General features: G+C 55.7%; 15 protein-coding genes and 1 pseudogene. 9 read left to right on the top strand and 7 right to left on the bottom strand.

What is annotated here, in order from left to right:
- Positions 1-536 precede the first annotated feature (536 nt).
- The 7 genes and pseudogenes from RSQ48_RS00035 to RSQ48_RS00065 all read left to right on the top strand — a co-directional run bounded on the left by RSQ48_RS00035 (position 537) and on the right by RSQ48_RS00065 (position 7,905).
- Entirely contained in the window at positions 537-1,385 is an 849-nt protein-coding gene (locus tag RSQ48_RS00035; RefSeq protein ID WP_415302017.1) for a hypothetical protein, read from the top strand.
- A complete protein-coding gene (locus RSQ48_RS00040) occupies positions 1,358-3,400 on the top strand; it encodes a Mu transposase C-terminal domain-containing protein (RefSeq protein WP_415302018.1) in 2,043 nt (680 codons plus the stop codon). The genes RSQ48_RS00035 and RSQ48_RS00040 overlap by 28 nt, the downstream gene beginning before the upstream one ends.
- Positions 3,397-4,404 (top strand): TniB family NTP-binding protein, encoded by a 1,008-nt coding sequence (locus RSQ48_RS00045; protein WP_415302019.1) that lies wholly within the window; start codon positions 3,397-3,399, stop codon positions 4,402-4,404. Before RSQ48_RS00040 ends, RSQ48_RS00045 begins: the two co-directional genes overlap by 4 nt.
- Positions 4,404-4,757 (top strand): annotated as a pseudogene (locus RSQ48_RS00050) (TniQ family protein); the annotation flags it as partial. The gene RSQ48_RS00045 and the pseudogene RSQ48_RS00050, both read left to right, overlap by 1 nt.
- A gap of 12 nt (positions 4,758-4,769) precedes the next feature.
- Positions 4,770-6,266 carry a hypothetical protein gene (locus tag RSQ48_RS00055; RefSeq protein WP_415302365.1) on the top strand — a complete coding sequence of 499 codons (1,497 nt, stop codon included), beginning with the start codon at positions 4,770-4,772 and terminating at the stop codon, positions 6,264-6,266.
- 46 nt (positions 6,267-6,312) lie between these two features.
- Entirely contained in the window at positions 6,313-6,570 is a 258-nt protein-coding gene (locus RSQ48_RS00060) for a hypothetical protein (protein ID WP_083055128.1), read from the top strand.
- A gap of 633 nt (positions 6,571-7,203) precedes the next feature.
- The gene (locus RSQ48_RS00065; protein WP_003800762.1) at positions 7,204-7,905 is read left to right on the top strand and encodes a pseudouridine synthase; all 702 of its coding nucleotides are present in this window, start codon (positions 7,204-7,206) and stop codon (positions 7,903-7,905) included.
- Positions 7,906-8,309: 404 nt separating this feature from the next.
- On the opposite strand, the gene RSQ48_RS00070 is transcribed toward RSQ48_RS00065, so the two are convergent.
- From RSQ48_RS00070 to RSQ48_RS00100, 7 genes are all read right to left on the bottom strand, one after another.
- Positions 8,310-8,984 (bottom strand): GntR family transcriptional regulator, encoded by a 675-nt coding sequence (locus RSQ48_RS00070; RefSeq protein ID WP_059318429.1) that lies wholly within the window; start codon positions 8,982-8,984, stop codon positions 8,310-8,312.
- 70 nt (positions 8,985-9,054) lie between these two features.
- The gene (locus RSQ48_RS00075) at positions 9,055-10,824 is read right to left on the bottom strand and encodes a TRAP transporter large permease (protein WP_131071109.1); all 1,770 of its coding nucleotides are present in this window, start codon (positions 10,822-10,824) and stop codon (positions 9,055-9,057) included.
- A complete protein-coding gene (locus RSQ48_RS00080) occupies positions 10,821-11,414 on the bottom strand; it encodes a TRAP transporter small permease subunit (RefSeq protein ID WP_003800755.1) in 594 nt (197 codons plus the stop codon). The genes RSQ48_RS00075 and RSQ48_RS00080 overlap by 4 nt, the downstream gene beginning before the upstream one ends.
- Positions 11,415-11,583: 169 nt before the next feature.
- Entirely contained in the window at positions 11,584-12,594 is a 1,011-nt protein-coding gene (locus tag RSQ48_RS00085; RefSeq protein WP_240209149.1) for a PDR/VanB family oxidoreductase, read from the bottom strand.
- A 51-nt stretch (positions 12,595-12,645) separates the two neighbouring features.
- Positions 12,646-14,151 (bottom strand): Rieske 2Fe-2S domain-containing protein, encoded by a 1,506-nt coding sequence (locus RSQ48_RS00090; protein WP_003800752.1) that lies wholly within the window; start codon positions 14,149-14,151, stop codon positions 12,646-12,648.
- A gap of 33 nt (positions 14,152-14,184) precedes the next feature.
- Positions 14,185-15,201, bottom strand: coding sequence for a ketol-acid reductoisomerase (gene ilvC / locus RSQ48_RS00095; protein WP_003800751.1), 1,017 nt, complete (start codon positions 15,199-15,201; stop codon positions 14,185-14,187).
- Between the two features lie 119 nt (positions 15,202-15,320).
- A complete protein-coding gene (locus RSQ48_RS00100; RefSeq protein ID WP_039943134.1) occupies positions 15,321-16,226 on the bottom strand; it encodes a LysR substrate-binding domain-containing protein in 906 nt (301 codons plus the stop codon).
- A gap of 170 nt (positions 16,227-16,396) precedes the next feature.
- Here RSQ48_RS00100 and RSQ48_RS00105 point away from each other — a divergent pair, with 170 nt between their 5' ends.
- Entirely contained in the window at positions 16,397-17,236 is an 840-nt protein-coding gene (locus RSQ48_RS00105; RefSeq protein WP_003800746.1) for a class II aldolase/adducin family protein, read from the top strand.
- 74 nt (positions 17,237-17,310) lie between these two features.
- Positions 17,311-18,393 carry a TRAP transporter substrate-binding protein gene (locus RSQ48_RS00110; RefSeq protein WP_059318425.1) on the top strand — a complete coding sequence of 361 codons (1,083 nt, stop codon included), beginning with the start codon at positions 17,311-17,313 and terminating at the stop codon, positions 18,391-18,393.
- Positions 18,394-18,681: the final 288 nt, after the last annotated feature.

Below are 18,681 nucleotides of genomic sequence, written 5' to 3' on the forward strand. Positions count from 1 at the left end.
TGTAAGTTTGTTGTATGAAAATGGACCTAGTACGTGCTAAGCAAAGTTATGTGAATAAGCACTAAATTCTTGCCAATTTCGTAATTGTTGGATACCTTAAGCATTAAGTAGTTTAAGCAGGTAATTGATTTTACTGACTATTTTCACAGTGTTTTCCCGCTGTTCTGGGAGGTTGCCCTATTTATGAGAGGGTACTGAACAGGCGGGAGGGACAAAATGCTGTCGAAACATGTCGTTGAGGTAGTCAATTTAGAGGCTTGCGCGATGCCGCAGGCCTTGAAGCTTGCACAGTGCTGTGAATATTCTCAGTGCTCTGTGTCGTCTACTCCCCTGCCCCGTCTATGCTTATCTGACTTGACCCAGATAACGCCCCCAAATCCGCAGTTTCAAAAATCCACCGTCAAAAAAGCGACCTTTTTCACTATACGTGCCTCGAGTCATATTTTTATCGAGGTTAGCGTGTCGTATTCGAGTGGGAAAACTCCCGTCATAGGGAATAAATCAGAGCACAACGTAAATGCCATGGGAAGCACCCCATGGTGAATAAACTACATATCGACCCGTTGGGCGCTACGCGTCAGCTGGGCAAGCGCGGTGCACTGAAGCAAGCTACCTTTCTCCAGCTTAAGAAGAATCCAGAGCTGTTATCTGTAGAGAGCTCCTTTGAGGTTCTGCTGGCTAAGCTGGCAGACCTGTCTAATGCCGTCACACAGATTGATTACCAGCCGTTCACGGTAGATGTCGTGAACGAGCGGATGCTGCTCAATCACGCCCAGCTGCAAACTCACCGTCAGAAACTTAAAGACTCAGGGATGAGCGGTGTGTTCTATACGCCGGATTTGCGCTTTCGGTGGCGAACGCCGAAGGGCAATGTTGATGAGGTGATAGAAGCCAAAGATGTGAATTGGGTGCCTTCGTTGGGGGATGAGTACACCGAAAAGCTGCTGCACACGCGTGCTCTACTGGCGCAGCGCGGCATTCAGTTTGGCTTATATGCGGCAGGCGTCACAGAGCTGTATTTATGGGCTTTGGTGTCGAACGTGAACAAGCTTCATGCACTGATGCTGCGTCGTAAAGATGCGATGAACACCCCAAGCCCTGACTACCTTCAGTATCTCGAGCACCGGGATGCGTTGTTGGCGTGTGTGAAAGCAGAGCCTGCAATCAGTCTTGCACAGCTGGCCAAGCGTTTTGATATGACGCTTTGGGCGACTTGGCATTTGTTGATTGATGAGTTGGTAAGTATAGACCTGTGGTGTGCGCCGTTGGGGCCTCAAACTACGGTGGTGGATGCGGGTAATGCACCAGAGGAGCCGGCGCTCTTTAGGCGCTCTATGCTTGCCTTGAGAAACACGTCTTGGGAGGTTTTATGCCAGGACAACTGACTGAGCTAAAAGAGGGGCAAGTGTTTGTACGGGGCGACGAGCGTTTTTTTGTCGTTGCTATTAACCGTGCTTTGAACCAAGTCCAATTACAAAATGCTCACTCTGAACAGCGTGAGTTTGTGGACTTACCCCAGCTATACACAGCCGTTGCGGAAGGTCGTTTGACCTATCTGCAGAGCAATACGGGCCAGAGCGCAGATGCGCCGATTGTGGCCTTGAGCGATGCGAGCTTGTCCGAACTATCAAAGGCAGAGTTTACGTTTCGATTGCGTGCGGTGAAAGAGATTGAGCGCTTGCTTGAGCAGGGGCATTCCGCTTGTCAGGTATATGAGATGTGCAGTCAGTTGGTACCTGAGCCCTCTTCTGGACCTGTGCGCTGCGTGAGTGCGCGAACGGTTAGACGCTGGTATGCCGTATACCGACGTCGGGGGCAACAAGCCTTACTTCCGGGCCACAGCCGTAAGGGCCGTACGAAGTCAGTCTTGACCCTTACTCAAGAGGAGTTGATACGCAAAGTCGTTTACGACAACAGTGAGAAGCCCTACCTGAGTATTAAGGATTTATGCATTAAAACCAACCAGCGCTTATCGGTACAGGAGGCCGTTGACTGCCCAGCCAAGCCGATTTCTTACGCTCGGGTGCGAGACGTTGTCGTTCGACTGCCCTGGACGGTACGTCATGCGCATAAGTTCAATCCCAAACTACGCCGTGCGATTACCAGCTTTGGTGTGGAGAGCTACAAAGTGCAGTGGCCCTTTGAGCGTGTGGAGATGGATTACTGCAAGCTGCCGATTGTTGCCCTGTTTGGTCAAGGTGGTAAGCCGGTTGAAGTATGGGCTGCAGTAGCGATTGATGTGGCCACCGGCCACCTTCTGGCGGCTGAGGTATTCATGCGCCCGCCTAACGGTACGGATGCACTGCAAACCTTCCAGCGAGCATGTTGTGGGTTGGATGAGACTGAGTTTGAACGCCTAGGCATTAAGAACCGGTTGCAGGTGACAGGCGCTATCAGTGAGGTCGTTGTCGATAACGGCTCGGAGTTTCGTAACAGCGCGTTCACACAACTGACAAACCTGGGGACAAAAGTGACATTCGCCCCCGCGTATTCACCCTACCGAAAGCCCTTCGTGGAGCGTGCGATTGGAGCTCTGAAGTCTTTCGTTAGTAGCTTGCCTGGCTCTACGGTGAACTTAGCAGACCGCAGTGCAGCGGACTTGGAGGAAGGAGCACGCCAGGCATGCATTACCGTCGATACATTACGCGACTACATCAATGGTTTTATTTTTGATGATTACGCTCTGAGAACAATAGGACGCCATGCGCTTACGACGTGCTTGCTCGGTGAGACGACGGGTTTCACCCCTACCGCGCGGATGACGGCGACGCTAGCAAGTTTCACCCCTGCCCCGCCCCCATCAAATGAAGCGTTTCGCTTGGCGCGTATGGTGCGCCATGAGCGAACACTACAGAAATCAGGCATTGAGTATGAAACGCTGCCTTACTCAAGTCCAGAGCTTCATGCGCTCTACAACGAGATTGGTATCAGTACGCGCTCTCGGCTCGTGCCCGATAAGCTGGAGATTTTTGTCGACCCGCTGGATGTACGAACGATTCATGTTGTGCATCCCGTATCGAAACAGCGCTTACAGGCACATTTGAAATACAACTTGCCGTATGCCATGACGCTGGAGCATTTTAAAGATGCTCGTGATTTTGCACGCACCAAATTCAAGTCTGAGACATCAGAGGCTATCACGCAGGCTTTCCGTATTCGCGTGATGGGTGCGGCTGAAGAGCTGGAGCGGACAGTCAAAGTCTCGCGTGCCGATAAAAAGGCGAGACGCTCTCAGGCGACATTTCTCGGAACAGCCCAATCAGCGCTTGAGCAGCCGGCGCTTAGACAGCATCGGTTCGAGTCGACAGCGTCGCAAGAGGTGTTGCCTCAGCCTCCGGAAATGGCTCTGGAACTGGCCGATATTACGCCTGTGAGTCGCCACAGGAGGCCGGGTAAATGAGTGCAGCAGAAAAGCAAGCACGGGTGAATTCTCTGCGCGCATGTGTGCAGGAGGATTTTTATCACCATAGCTATGAGCGGTTTTATACGACGTTAAAGGCGCTGGTCGTTAGTAAGCTTCATGCGGATGCAGGGATGCGTGAGGTCATCATGTTTCTGGGGCCTGCACGTATTGGGAAGACGCGTATTTTGGAGGCGTTGGACTTGGGGTTTGGTCAGACACGTCATACCGGTGCGGGACGCAGTAAAGACTTGGTGTATGTCAGGGTGCCAGAAGGTGGCACGGCAGGTTCAATCTTAAGCGCCATATTGCGTGCTATGGGTGAGCCCTATCAGACAGCGATAAAGTTGAATGAAATGCGAAACCGCGTGCGGCAGCGATTCTTGAGTACAGGCCTCAGAGTGGCGATATTTGATGAAACCCAGCACATGGTTGAGGAAGGCAGAAAAACGGCTGTACGTGCCGCATCCGACTTCATTAAAGGGCTGATAGAAGAAAACCCACAGGTGACGTTCATCTTTTCAGGAATTCCCTTAGCTGCGCGACTGCGAGAGGAGAATCCGCAGCTTCGTGGGCGATGCGATAAGCCCATATATTTCCTGCCTTATGGCTGGCACAGTGCGCCGGAGCGAGAGTGTTTTGCAGCCGGTGTATTAGCGGTTTATCAAACCGTGTGCAGTGTCATGGATGATGAGTCTGTGGATGCGATGCGGTTTATTAAGGCTTGTTATTTGCTGGGTGGCGGATGCTTTGGCTTTGTGATTAATTTTGTACGTAGCCTAGCGAATGCGTTAGAGCAGGATGCTCAAGCCTCTCATCTACAACCGCATCATCTCGCCCTCGCGTTTGCGAAAAACTCTCGTGATACCGAGTACAGCCTGAACCCTTTTGAGTCGGCTGATGAAATTTCCGATGAGATGCTTCTGCAGGCTTGGAAGCTTGTGATGGTGGAGCACGGGTTGCAACGCTTTATCCCCATCGGGGCATTGGTGGGGGCGGCATAATGCAGACGGTTTTTAACGTACTACCCATCCAGACGGATGAGTCGCTAGCCTGCTATTTATTACGCGTTGCGACGTCAGAGTCTGTGCCGGGGATACGCGGTTTAGTCGGACACCTCGACTGTGGGGTGAGTAATGCGGCATTGAATCGGAGTATTGAGCGCTTAGCCGATTTTACGAGGCAACCAGTGGCCGCCTTGCAGGCGGCGCAGGTGTGTCTACATCCGACGCAACGTACGCTACGCGAGAAGTTTGCACGCATGAGCCGTCATGCTTATTGCCCGCACTGTGTTAGCGAGTATGGATACTTTCGTAGCGCATGGCGTCATGGTTTAGTGACGGCCTGTACGCGTCACCGATGCCAGCTTGTGGATACCTGTTCTGCGTGCAGTAAACCGGTTGAGCTGTCACGAGCAAACCTACTGTTCTGTGACTGTGGACAAGAGTTGGCGGCTACACAGGCGCCCCCTGCTGAGTCGGCAGCTCTTTGGGTTGCAGCAGCGATTGGGGGCGAGGTCTCGCAAGAGCAAGACTGGCCAGACTTTGGAAATACGACCACTGAGCAGTGGCGAACCTTTGATGAACTGATTTTCTTGTTTGGCAGCTATAACCAATCTGGTTCGGCAGAGATTACACAGCCTAGAAGAACTGTAAAGTTTAGTTCGGTATCTGAGGCCAGAGACTTTCTAAAAACGGCGTGCGCGAGCTTTGTGAGCTTTCCGCAGGGGTTCGAGAGTGAGGTGAAACACCGCTTGGAGCATGGCGATAAGCGTAAAGCAGGATTGGCCAATCGCCTGGGGGCTTGGTTTCGAGCGTTTCGCAGCCTAACCGATGGGGCCTACCCTGAACTGCGTTCGGCGTTTGCGCGTAGTGTGGCGTCAAACTTTGATGGGCATGACTCAAAGAATGCCTGGATATACGAACTGGCGCCAGCACGCTATCTCAGCCTGACTGACGCGGCGGCAAGGCTTGGTGTGAAAACGTCGAGATTGCGCATGATGCTGATGCACATGCCTAGTGCAGCACCGGTTAAGGAAAACTCGTTCAACACGGTGACTCAAGAGCAGTGTGATGAGCTCAGGCAGCATCTGGATTCAGCGCTTAACTTTTCGCAGGTCATCGACATCACCGGGCTGACAGAGTCCGTGCTTCGGCAATTAATACGTGTTGGACTACTGCCCAAGCGTGAGCGCCAGGCTTGGGATTTAAGTCTCTATAAGCCATTTGACCGAGCAGATGTTCAGGCTATGCAGTGTGCGTTATTTGGCTACATCGAAGCGGATGACAGGACTGATTTACAAACCGTCAGTATCAATGATTTGAACAAGCGTATGGCTACGAATAAAGCCGTATTGGATGAGGTGTTCGAGCAGCTTGCACAAGGCTCTTTAAAGGCGGTGAATGCCAACATACCTACGAAGCTGGGTGATTTGCAGTTTGACCGCGAGCAAGTGAGGCTTATCGTGGGTAATTCGCATGATGTAGCCATGCTAACGGCAGAGCAATTGTCGCGTATGACAGGCTGGAAATCAGAGAGTATTCGCCACTGGGTAAAGAGTGGTTTATTGGTCGGTGAAGAGGGACAACTGCGCGGGCGCCCCGTGTATTGGGTGTCAATGCGAGCGGTGCATCAGTTCATGCGTGACTACAAGGTGGTCAGTGAGTTGGCTGGTCACCTTGGGACAAGTCCAAAAGCGGTGAGCGAGCGCTTGAAAGCACTAGGAGTACCCATTCTTGGGACGATGCAGGTGGCACCGGGAGTGATGCGAGGAGGGCTGGTTGCGGTGAAGGATATTTTGTTCAGTGGGTTAAGCCCTAAGCAGGCACAACTGTTTGATTTGCCATCTAAGCCAACGCGCTCATGATGGTTTAAATAGTGTTTTTTGTTCTGTCCGAACCTCAGGAGGTTTTATGCAAGTAACTCTACAACGTCGTGGTGACGAATGGTTTGTGGTCGTACCCGATGAGTTCGTCAAACAGCAGCAACTGAAGGAAGGTGACTATGTGCATCTGTTGGCACACAGCAAATCAGAAAGTACCGTAGGTCGTGACAGGCCAGCCCGTAGATACACCCTCAAAGAACTACTCGCTGAGATGCCGGATGAAGTACCTCGTGTTGAGGGCTGGGAGGAAATGCCTTCAGTAGGACGAGAGTTATCTCCGGACTAGGCTTTTGCGTGAACGCTGCTCCTGACACATAAGGCCCTCGCTCTAGGCGAGGGCTTTTTTATGTCCCATGCTTTGTGGTTGCCAGGCAAGTGTCTTTGCACGAGCTCTGATAAAGGGGTGGCCAAGTTATCCATACATACTGTCCAACTATTTTTCGCACACACTGGGTAAAATGCTTGTGGGTCAATGAGTCCCTTGGCCAAGTTATGTGGAAACCAACAGACGGTGTTCACAATTCCTGCATTCAGGAATTCGTGAAAAACCTTGTGTTGATGTGGGTACCCAAAATGGGCTCTGGCATTTTTGCTGGGGCTCATTTTTTTGATGATGGCGAATGAGTGCTGAGCCCTGAAGATTCAGGCTCATTGGGCAGGCTCAATTAATCTTTGACAGCAAACACTGGCTGATCAAGTGCCAGGTAGCTTAGTTGTCATGAGGTCGCGCGCTCCAGGAATGTAAAGGCGCACAATCACGCTTATATGGTCTACTTGCAGTGATTCACCCTGCTTCAGAACGAACGAAAAGAAGGGGCGAGTGGGTCTGAAGGTGGCACTTGGCGTCGGCCTTGCAAGGCCTCTTGGTCGATAGCGCTGACGCTATAAATTATTCAATAACTCTTTGTTTGGAAATGGTATGCGACTGGACAAGTTTCTTGGTGAGAGTACGGATCTGAGTCGTTCAGACGCACGTAAAGTGCTTAAAAGCGGGGAGATCACGGTTAACGGGGAGGTGGTGACCAAAGGCACCCACGTTGTGCAAGAGGGCGATGTGGTGTGCTGGGACGATGAGCCGCTTGCCTTGATTGGCCTGCGTTACATCATGCTTAATAAGCCCGCTGGTTACGAGTGCAGCCTTAAAAATAGCGCCTACCCGTCCGTGATGATGCTGATCGATGTAGAAAAGCGCGAACGCTTGCACACCGTCGGTCGATTGGATGTGGATACTACCGGCTTGATTTTGATTACGGATGACGGCCAGTGGACGCATCGTATTATCTCGCCCCGTCATCAGTGCGATAAGGTCTACGTGGCGACATTGGCAGAGCCTTTGCCTGACAATGCAGAAGAACTGTTCAAGGCCGGTATCTTGTTAAATGGCGAGGACAAGCCAACGCTGCCAGCCGTGCTGGAACGCATTGATGAACGCACCGCAAGGCTGACCATCCAGGAAGGGAAATACCATCAGGTGAAACGTATGTTCGCGTCCCTGGGGAATCTGGTTCAGACCTTGCATCGTGAGCGTATTGGCTCCCTTTCCCTGGATGACAGTCTGGAGCCCGGAGAGTCGCGTTATTTGACCCCTGCCGAGGTGCAGCAGTTTGCAGAAGAGGGTTAAACGGTTTACCTGTTCCAGTACGTGGGACGAAGCCTGTTCTTGAAGCAAACTGCCGAAGGCACGGTGCTGCTTGGCGTTTGCTGGCCTTCTAAGCTGCATCACCGTATGGGATCGCGGATCTGGGACGCAAACCCAGCCTGAACCTGGATTCTTTGCCACGTAGCGTGCATACCGCCTGCCGTGTCGTTCCTGAGCTTGCCCCTTTGCCTGTATCGCCAGCTCGCAGGGTTTAACCGTAGCCGTGATGGACGAGCAGCCGCGCTTTGACGGGCAGGTATTCAGGCAGGCGCCCGGGGAGTTTGCGGCGGCGGCTCCGGACTCCCTGCACACCTCTCTTTTTCACACAGCTTGTTTGAACCGGCGCGTGACCTAAGGCTGTGCAGTGGCATTCTTTTGCCGTTTCCTCAGACCGGTTGTTCCAGTATTTCCTGCAGACGGCTCAGCAGTTTGTCGCTGGCGTTGTGCATATGCCGTTCGCAGATGGCGATGGCACCTGCTTCGTCACCCGATGCAATGGCCGCAGCCAGCTCTTCATGCTCGTCCCAGATGGACAGGCGCTGCTCTGAAGATTGCAGTACTGCCCCCATGACACGGCGCAGGTGCACCCAGTGGACTTGGGCGCTTTCAGCGATCATGGGATTGCCGGACGCGTCGTAAATGGCCTTGTGAAAGGCCTCATCGGCTTCGATCATGGCGCGCACATCGTGCCCCCGGGCCACCTTGCGTCCCATGCGGATCAGGTCCGGGTCCAGCACGGCACTTTGGCGTGCCGCCAGCCGGGTCGCCAGGACTTCCAGAGCGCCACGTACTTGATACAAATGCCCGATATGTTCCAGATCCAGTGGCGCGACCATCACGCCCCGCCCTTCGGCATCTTGCAACAGCCCATCTTTTTTCAGTAACTGGATCGCTTGCAGGACCGGCGAGCGCGATACGTTGAGTTGCTCGGCGATGTCTTCTTGCGTGATGCGCGAGCCAGGGGCCAGGGAGCCGTCACTGATCGCATCGAGCAGGATGCGATAAACCTCGTCCACGTAGTGGGGACGGGCCTGCAACTTACCGGAAAGCTTGGCATGCATGAGGTCTGGAACTCCGATACAAACAAAAAAACAGGTGAAGGCCGCAACGGCGTTGCGGCCCCGGGTTTCATCAAGGCGTGGAACGCATGGATTGCAAAAGCATGGCCATGGGGTCCGAGTCCGAGCTCGCCTGTGCGTCAAAGGGGTTGCCAAGCGGGTCATCGGCCTGCCGCGCACCGGGTGTCAGGCTGGGCGAAGGTCGGTTGAGCTGGAGGAGAATTTCTTCTTCGCTCAGGCTGACCGTCTTGTGCAGTCCACCCGTCACCAACTGCGGATAGGCAATCACAATACCGACCACCAGCAATTGTAGTACGACGAAGTAGGCTGAGCCCTTCCAGATCTGCTGGGTACGAACCCGAGGAATAGTTTGGCGACTAATTGAATCCACATAATCTGAACGGGGTGCCACGCTACGCAAATACAGCAGAGCAAAGCCAAAAGGCGGTGTCAGAAAGGAGGTTTGCAGGACCAGGGCGATGACAATGCCGAACCAGATCAGATCAATGCCCAGGCTGTTGGCAACGGGTGCCAGCAGCGGTACCACAATGAAGGCAATCTCAAAGAAGTCCAAAAACATGCCCAGCACAAAGATGATGGCACTGACGGCAATGACAAACCCCAGTTCGCCGCCGGGAATGGCATCAAACAGATGCTCTACCCACAGGTGGCCGTCTGCGGCGCTGAAGGTGAAGCTAAAGACTGTCGAGCCGATCAGGATGAACATGACGAAAATAGCCAGCTTGGCGGTATTTTCCAGGGCCTGGTTCAGCAAGGTCCAGTTAAGGCGTTTGCGGATCAGGGCCAGGATTAGCGCACCAATAGCACCCATGGCACCGCCTTCCGTGGGTGTGGCAATACCCAGGAAAATCGTGCCCAGTACCAGAAAGATCAGGATGACCGGAGGGATCAGGGCGAAGACAAAGCGTTCTGCCAGCTGCGAGAGCAGCCCCCAGCCTGTAACCCGATTGACGGTCGCAAACAGGAGTGCGCTCAGGGAGGCGACAACCAGGGCAGTGATGGCAACTTGATCCGTGGGGGCCTGAGCCGGCTGGGAAAAGACCTGGGCCATGACTTCGTTGTGCAGACCTGCCCAGGTAAAGCCGATGAAAGCGCACAACAGAACCAGCATGCCCAGTGACCGGCGTCCGCTGGCGCCCGCGGCGGTGACCTGGCTTCGGGCCTGCTCAGGCAAGGCGGGCATCCAGCTGGGGCGAAGCAAGGCCAGAATGATGACAAAGCTGATGTAGATCACCAGCAGCAGCAAACCGGGGCCCAGCGCAGCGGCATACATATCACCGACGGACCGGCCCAACTGGTCGGCCATCACAATCAGAACCAGAGACGGTGGCAAGGCTTGCACCAGTGCCCCCGAGGCCGTGATGACGCCGCTGGCGATTTCCGGCTTGTAGCCGTAACGCAGCATGACAGGCAGGGAGATCAGGCCCATGGAGATGACAACCGCCGAGGTGACGCCGGTGGAGGCTGCCAGCAAGGCGCCAACCAGAATCACGGAGACGGCCAGACCGCCGCGGACGGCGCCAAACAACTGCCCCATGGTCTCGAGCAGGTCTTCAGCCATGCCCGAGCGTTCCAGAATGATGCCCATCAAGGTGAAAAAAGGGATGGCCAGCATGGTCTCGTTTTGCATGATGCCAAAGATGCGCAGCGGCAAAACCTGGAACAGGTTGGTGGGAAACAGATCCAGGGCGATGCCCAGAACGCCAAAAATCAGCCCGGTGGCCGCCAGGCCAAACGCGACGGGAAAGCCGGTCAGCAGGAGCACAATCAGGCTCAGGAACATGATGGGGACGAAGTTGTCCGTGATAAAGGAGACAATCATCGCGCGCCCTCCTGGACAGTCGATAGCGCTTGGGCAGGCACATGAATAGGCGTGTCCTGGGCGTTATCTTCGGCAATGCAGTCCGGTCCTTTGCCTGTCAAGAACAGGATACGTTTGACCAGCTCGGCCAAGCCTTGCAGCAACAGCAGACTAAAGCCGGCGGGAATCAGCAGATAGGCGGGCCAGCGCACCAGTCCACCGGCATTGCCGGACATTTCACCTGAATGCCAGGCGGCGGTGAAAAAGCCCCAGCTCAGGTTAATGACAAAAAGACAGAACGGGATCAGGACGACAACAATCCCGGCGATATCGACCCAGTTGCGTCCCCGCGCCCCCAGGCGGGTGGAGATGAAGTCGATGCGAACATGGCTGTTATGCAGAAATGCGTAGCCCCCTCCCAAGAGAAAGACAGCCGCATACAGGTACCACTGAGCTTCCAGCATGCCGTTGGAACTCAGGTCAAAGGCCTTGCGAGTAATGGCGTTGCTGGCGCTCAGAATGGTGGTGGCCAGCAAGAGCCATTTGATGATGAATCCGATACAGCGGTTCAGGTGGTCTATTCCCCCCACCATGGTTTTCAATGCAGTCATTTTTGTCTCCGCGAATATTGTTGTGTTCGTCGTTGTGCTGCCGGGGAGTGTTTGATAGCGGACGTGTGCAAGCCGCGTGGTAGCAGGTGCTGTGGTGACTCCTTGGGCCACGATCGTGCCCGAAGTAAATGGGGTGTGCCCTGGCGGGAGCCAGGACCAGGGGATGGCCTTACAGGTCCAGAACCAGTACGTCCGAGCGTGCGCGTGAAACGCAGGCGGTCAGGCAATGGCTTTGCTCATCGGGACTGAGGATGTAGTCCTGGTGATCAACATCCCCTTGCAGGTAGGTGATGCGACAGGTGCCACACAGGCCCGATACGCAGGAGGTGGCAATAGGCACGCCTGCTTGTGTCAAGGCATCGCTCAGGGATTGATCGGGGGCAACCTCAATGCACTGGCCGGTACTGGCAATTTGCGCCACGAAGGCACCGGGAGGCAGGGTATTGGCATTGGGGGCGGGTTCGGGCGCCTTGAAGTGTTCGCAATGCACGGAACCGGCAGGCCAGTGTGAGCTGGCCTGGGCACAGGCCTGCATGAAACCGGCTGGGCCGCAGTAATACACGTGGGTGCCTTCATCTGTATTGGCCAGCAAGTCCTGCAGGTTCAGACCTTGTGCCGGATTGCCATTGTCCAGATGCAGATGCAGGCGGCCTTGTTCCTGCCACCTGCGCAGTTCAGGGCCGAAGGCTGCCGTGTTGGTGTTGCGGGTGCAGTAGTGCAATTCAAAGGGCTGGCCCTGAGATTCCAGAAAGTGGGCCATCGCCTTGATGGGGGTAATGCCTATCCCCCCGGCCAGCAAGATGGAGCGGCGGGCGTGCGGGTCCAGTCTGAAATGATTGCGGGGTGTGCTGACGGTTACCTGCTGCTGGACCTGCAAGGCGTCGTGCAAGGTGCGTGAACCGCCTCGTCCATTGGCATCGCGCAAGACAGCAATGACGTAGCGGTGACGCTCATGCGGCGGGTTGCACAGCGAGTATTGGCGGATCAGTCCGGCCTGGATATGGACATCAATGTGGGCCCCGGCTTCGAAAGGGGGGAGTTCCCCGCCGTGAGGACAGCAGAGCTCGTAGGAATTGATACCCTGCGCTTCGTAGCGGATCTGCCGGATCTGCAGCGATAGCAGCCCGTCTGGTTGGGTGACCGCCTGGACGGGAGTGGCGGGTTCTGCAATGGCGTTCATGGTGCTCTCCGTAGGGGGCACCCGCTCCGATGGGGCGGGTGCGGCGGGCGATCAGGCCTGGGCAGCGACAGCGCTGAGCGATTGTTGCAATTCCTGCATGCTTTGCTTGACGAAGGCTTCACGTTCGGCGCCTTTCATGCCATCGGCAGAGGTCAGGATGCGCACGATCTCGCGGGTGGCATGGCGGCGGCGGGAGACTTCCTGCGCCACATCGTCGGACTCGGGGATGGACAGCACATTGCCCGAACAGTAGCTGTTGGGCGCGCCACCGCAGTCTTTGAGCCATTGGGCAAAGCCTTCCGGGGTGGCGGCCGGGTTGGCGCCACGCAAGGCATCGCGCAGCATCTTGCGGAACATGTACAAGCCAGCGTCAAACTTGGTCGGGTTCTCCAGCGCATGGACGGCAATCGGACGCTGGCTGATGATGGCCTCGTAATCGCCGGGTGCCTGCTGGCATTCCTTGTAGTTGTGGCGGGCACGGTGATCGGACGGGATGGGCGGCAGGTCTTCCAGCTTGTACTTGCCGAAGCGTTCAGGGCGTCGCATGGCGACCTGCCCTTCCAGAAAGTCGATGGTCTCATAGCCCACCATGTCCTTGTTGCCCACTGCGCGTGTATCAATCCCTGGCCCCATGACGCGCCAGCCGATCATTTTGCTGTTCTGGTCGTCTACCGGCACCGTCCAGCGCACGATGTGAAAGCGGCTGAAGAATTTTTCTTGCGAGCCATCTTCCGAGGTGTAGGCATGCAGGCTCAGGTTGGGAAGTACCTGGTGCTGAACACGGATAAACAGATGATCCTTGCTGGCACGACGCGCGCCGGCGCAAGCCAGACTGCGACCGTTGTGGACAGGGATGAACTGCATGTCGGGCGCCACTTCCATGGAGGCCGCGCCCACCTCATCGAAGGTGGTGCCCTGGTAGTTGCCGCCCACCACGTTTTTGGCGGCGTGCAAGGCCGTGGGATGGAAGTTGTCGGCCGCATTGTCCTGTACTTGCAGCCAGTTGCAGTGCTGGAAGTTGCTGAAAGCCACCAGTTCATCGCCGGGCATGACGGTGAAGTTTTCCTCCCATTCGGGGAAAGGTGGTTCGGCATCGGGTGGGCCCATATAGGCAAAAATCAGGCCATGGCGCTCGAAGGCCTTGTAGGCACCCTGACGGATGGAGCAGGCATATTTTTCGCCTTCGGCCTCTTCGCCTTTGGGGTACGGCACATGCAGACAGGTGCCGTCCACGTCGAACACCATGCCGTGGTAACAGCACATGATGCCCTTTTCCTGAATGGCACCGTATTCCAGCGAGGCACCACGGTGCGCACAATGGGCGTGCAAGACGCCGATCTGGCCGCTTTTGTCGCGAAAGGCGACCAGTTCCTCACCCAGGATCTTCAGAAAGCGGGGCGTGTCTGTCAGCTCTGCCGCCATACAAACGGGGTGCCAGAAACGACGCATGTACTCGCCCATGGGCGTGCCAGGGCCTACTTCGGTCAGTTCAGGGTCATGCTCGGGGATGCGGTTGGTGTAATAGCCGCCGTAGGGAATCAGTTTTTTTTCGGTCATGTCGTCCTCGTGTACAGATCAATGGTGGAAGGGTCAGGCTACTTTTCGGTCGACCAGGGCCTGGGCCTGAATCCAGGGCATCATGGCGCGCAGCTGCTCGCCGACGATTTCAAGGCGGTGGCGCTGGTTCAGGCGTCGATGGGCATTCAAAGAGGGTTGGCCGGCACGGCTTTCCAGGATGAAATTCTTGGCATAGGTGCCGTCCTGAATGTCGCGCAGCAGCGCTTTCATGGCCTGGCGTGTGTCTTCGGTCACGATGCGTGGACCGGCCTGGTATTCGCCAAATTCGGCATTGTTGGAGATGCTGTAGTTCAGGTTGGCGATGCCGCCCTCGTATAGCAGATCCACAATCAGCTTGAGTTCATGCAGGCATTCGAAATAGGCCATTTCTTCGGCATAGCCGGCTTCGACCAAGGTTTCGAAGCCACACTTGACCAGATCCACCATGCCGCCACAGAGCACCGCCTGCTCGCCAAACAAGTCCGTTTCGGTTTCTTCACGAAAATCGGTTTCGATGATGCCGGAGCGCCCGCCGCCATTGGCGATGGCGTAGGACAGGGCCAGGTCACGAGCCTGACCGGAACGGTCGGCATGAATGGCGATCAGGTGGGGAACCCCGCCGCCTTCCACATAGGTGGAGCGCACCGTGTGGCCGGGCGCCTTGGGGGCGACCATGATGACGTCCAGATCGTCGCGGGGCTGGATCTGACCGTAATGGATGTTGAAACCGTGGGCAAAGCCCAGCGTGGCGCCGGGGCGGATGTGGGGAGCGACTTCCTGCTCGTAGACTCGGGCAATGTCCTCGTCAGGCAGCAGCATCATCACGATGTCGGCTTGTTGAACGGCAGACGCGATGTCGGCCACAGCCAGACGGGCAATGGCGGCCTTTGGACGCGAGGTACTGTTGGGGCGCAAACCCACAACCACTTCCACGCCAGAATCGCGCAGATTCAATGCATGTGCATGGCCTTGAGAGCCGTAGCCGATGATGGCAACCCGGCGTTGCTGCACCAGGGCCAGATCGCCGTCCTTGTCATAAAACACCTTCATACTGCCTCCTTTTGGTGGATTCTGTGTTCTGTATACAGAGTCCAGTATTGTGGGGCGATATTCGAGGTGTCAAGGAAAAATTGTCAGGTCGGGGGAAATCCCTAGGGCAGTGTGTTTGCTCAGCGCACGGGGCTGAGGCTGGCCTCGCGCAGTAGCCATTCACGCAGGTGTTCCACGCGTTTGAGCGTGTCGCGGTGATTGCGGTAGTAGAGAAAATGCATCTCGCGCTGCAGGCTGCGACCATTGGGAGCGGGCAGAACGATCAGCTCCCGGTTGTCCAGTTCGCGCTCGGCAAAACGTTGGGTTTCCAGACAGACGCCCAACTGGTCCACGGCAGCGGCTACCGCCATGGCGCCGCGATCAAAGGACAGCCTGGGGCCGGGAGAGACGGCCATGCCATTGCTGCCGAACCAGTCCGCCCAACTGACCGGGCTGATGGTGGAGTCGATCAGGGGCAGGTGCAGGTACCAGGGTTGGTGCAGGGCCAGACTGGCGTAGAGCTTGGGTGAGCACAAGGGCAACAACGGTTCGGGATGCAGCGACTCGACCACCAGTCGGGGGTCGTGGCTTGGTGCGTGTCCGTAACTGATGACGCAGTCAATGTCGGTGGACTGATGCAGATCCGGGGGAGTGGCGTCGGTACGCAGATGGATGGGCAGGCCAGGATGATCGCGCATGAAAGCATGCAGACGTGGTCCCAGCCATTTGACCGCCAGGCTGGGGGCGCAATGCACGGTCAGCGCCGGGTGAATTGCGGTCTTGCCCTGGGTGTCCTCGCACAAGCGGGCCAACTGGTCCAGCAAGGGGCTCAGCTCCCGATAGAACTGCTGACCGTGACTGTTCAGGCTGACACGGCGGTTATGGCGCACAAACAGATTGCGACCCAGATGCGTTTCCAGGCTTTTGACCTGATGGCTGATGGCCGAGGGGGTCAGGTGCAGCTCGTCGCCTGCCAAGCGGAAACTCTCTAAGCGGGCGGCGGATTCAAATGCCCGTAACCAGGCGAAATTTGGAATGGCTCGCATCAGTGGCGCCTTGTTCAGGTGAATATTTTTAATCAATAGCTGAAAAAGCTTCGTTTGTCATTCATGGTTTTCGACCTCTACCATGGTTTTACGTTTTACCCGTACGCTGCGCTCGATGGGCTGGCGTGCGGGCAACGCAACATCTTGCCGAACCCGAAGGAGACCCTCCCATGAACGCTAAACCCGATATCAATGAAATGTTGGCCATGACGGGCCGAAAGTCGATTTACCAGCCCGAACAGCAAGGCCTGATCTACCCGCAAGAGCCTCAATTCGATTCTTTTGAGGAAGCGCGCACGCATTTGAAGCAGCGCCTGGTGGCCGCCTGCCGTGCTTTTGCGCTTCATGGTCTGGACTATGGTTTCGCAGGCCACCTGACCATTCGCGATCCCGAGCACCCCAGCTTGTACTGGACCAATCCCATGGCCGTGCACTTTGCTGACGTGAAGGTATCGAACCTGATCCTGGCAGACCATGAAGGCAAGGTTGTGGAAGGGGATTACGCCCTGAACCGCGCGGGTTTTGTGCTGCATGCCGCTGTGCATGAGGCTCATCCTGACATTGTGGCGATGTGCCATGCGCATACCGTCTATGGCACGGCCTTCGCCTCGTTGGGGCAGGAGATTTTGCCCATTACGCAGGATGCGGCCGCCTTTTTTGAAGACCATGTCGTCATTCGCGAAGAAGCCGGTCAGGTTGCGGTGGAAACCAAAGCGGGTCACAAAGTGGCCAATGCCTTTGCCGGTGTCAAGGCGGCCATCCACCAGAACCATGGTTTGCTGACGGCCAGCCGCCACAGCATTGAAGCGGCTGCTTTCTGGTTTATTGCGCTGGAACGCTGCTGCCAGCAGCAATTGATGATTGCCGCAACCGGCATGACTCCGACGCTGGTGACGCCCGAACGCGCCCGCTACAGCCGTGAGCACGTAGGCAGTGAATACATTGGCTGGCTGCACTTTCAGCCCATCTGGGAAAACCTGTTGCGCACCCAGCCCGATATGTTTGATTGATCCGTCCCGCAGGCAGCTTGGCCGTTGGGGGACAAGCTGCTGATTTCGCATAAATAAAACGAGGAGACACAAGCGTGGAACGACGAGCAATGCTGAAACTGACCGGCCTGGCCGGTATTGTGGCCAGTGGCATGGCCCCTGCCCTTGTCAAGGCGCAAGAGAATCTGCGCTGGCGACTGGCATCGAGCTTCCCCAAGAATCTGGATACGATTTATGGCGGGGGCGAAGTGTTTGCCCAGAAGGTGCGGGAACTGAGCGATGGCAAATTTACTATCTCGGTGCATGCGGGCGGAGAGCTGATGCCGGCGATGGGGGTGGTGGATGCGCTTGAGCAAAACTCGGTGGAAGCGGCCCATACGGCGCCCTACTACTTCTTTGGTAAAAACGAAGCCTTTGCCCTGAGCTGTGCCATCCCCTTTGGCATGAACTCCCGGCAGTTGACGGCCTGGATGTATCACGGCAATGGCTTGAAGCTGACCCGGGATTTTTATGCCAACTACAACATCGTCAATTTCCCCTGTGGCAATAGCGGGGTGCAAATGGGGGGCTGGTTTCGCAAGCAGATCAATACGCCGGATGACATCCGGGGGCTGAAGATCCGCATTGGGGGACTGCCGGGCAAGGTGATTGAAAAGCTGGGTGGCATTCCGCAGAACATCGCCGGTGGCGAGGTGTACCAGGCCCTGGAAAAGGGTGTCATTGATGCCGCTGAGTGGGTGGGGCCGTATGACGATTTGCGACTGGGCTTTCACAAGGTCGCGCCCTATTACTATTACCCCGGTTGGTGGGAAGGTTCAGTAGGGTTGGATCTGCTGGTGAACAAGAAAGCCTATGAGGGCTTGTCCCAGCATTACAAAGACATCGTCGCGGCGGCCAGCACCTATGCACACCTGGATATGCAGGCCAAATACGATGCTCGCAACCCGGGTGCCTTGAAAGAACTGGTTGGGCAGGGAGCCAAGGTGCTGCCGTTCTCCAAAGAGGTGCTGGACGCTTCTTTCAAGGCCAGCGAGCAGTTGTATGCCGAACTGAGTGAAAGCAATCCGCAATGGCGAACAATCTATGCCGACTACCGTGCCTTTCAAAAAGATGAGCTGTTGTGGTTCCGCTTTGCGGAAGCACGCTTTGACCAATATATGCAGTCTGTGAATCTGTAAATGCTGGGTAGAGACATGTTTGGACTGCAAGCCGCTTTCCATGATGGAAAGCGGCTTTTTTGTCAGCCTGCCAGCGGTGTGCTCTGTCTGGCAGGCAGGTGACTGCATTCGTTATGCGTTTTTTTTATAAACATATGAATTAAGGTCCGTACAAATAGCTTGACCGACTGGGTCGGTGTTTTCCCTTAACTTCAGACGAATCGCTCTGTGTGCGCTGGTTATAAGGTCATTATCAATCCATATTTCCGTAGACAAGTATCGCCTCCTTATTATATTGTTCGTATCAAA

This window comes from Alcaligenes sp. SJTW-7, assembly GCF_047716895.1.
GTDB classification, from domain to species: domain Bacteria; phylum Pseudomonadota; class Gammaproteobacteria; order Burkholderiales; family Burkholderiaceae_B; genus Alcaligenes; species Alcaligenes ammonioxydans.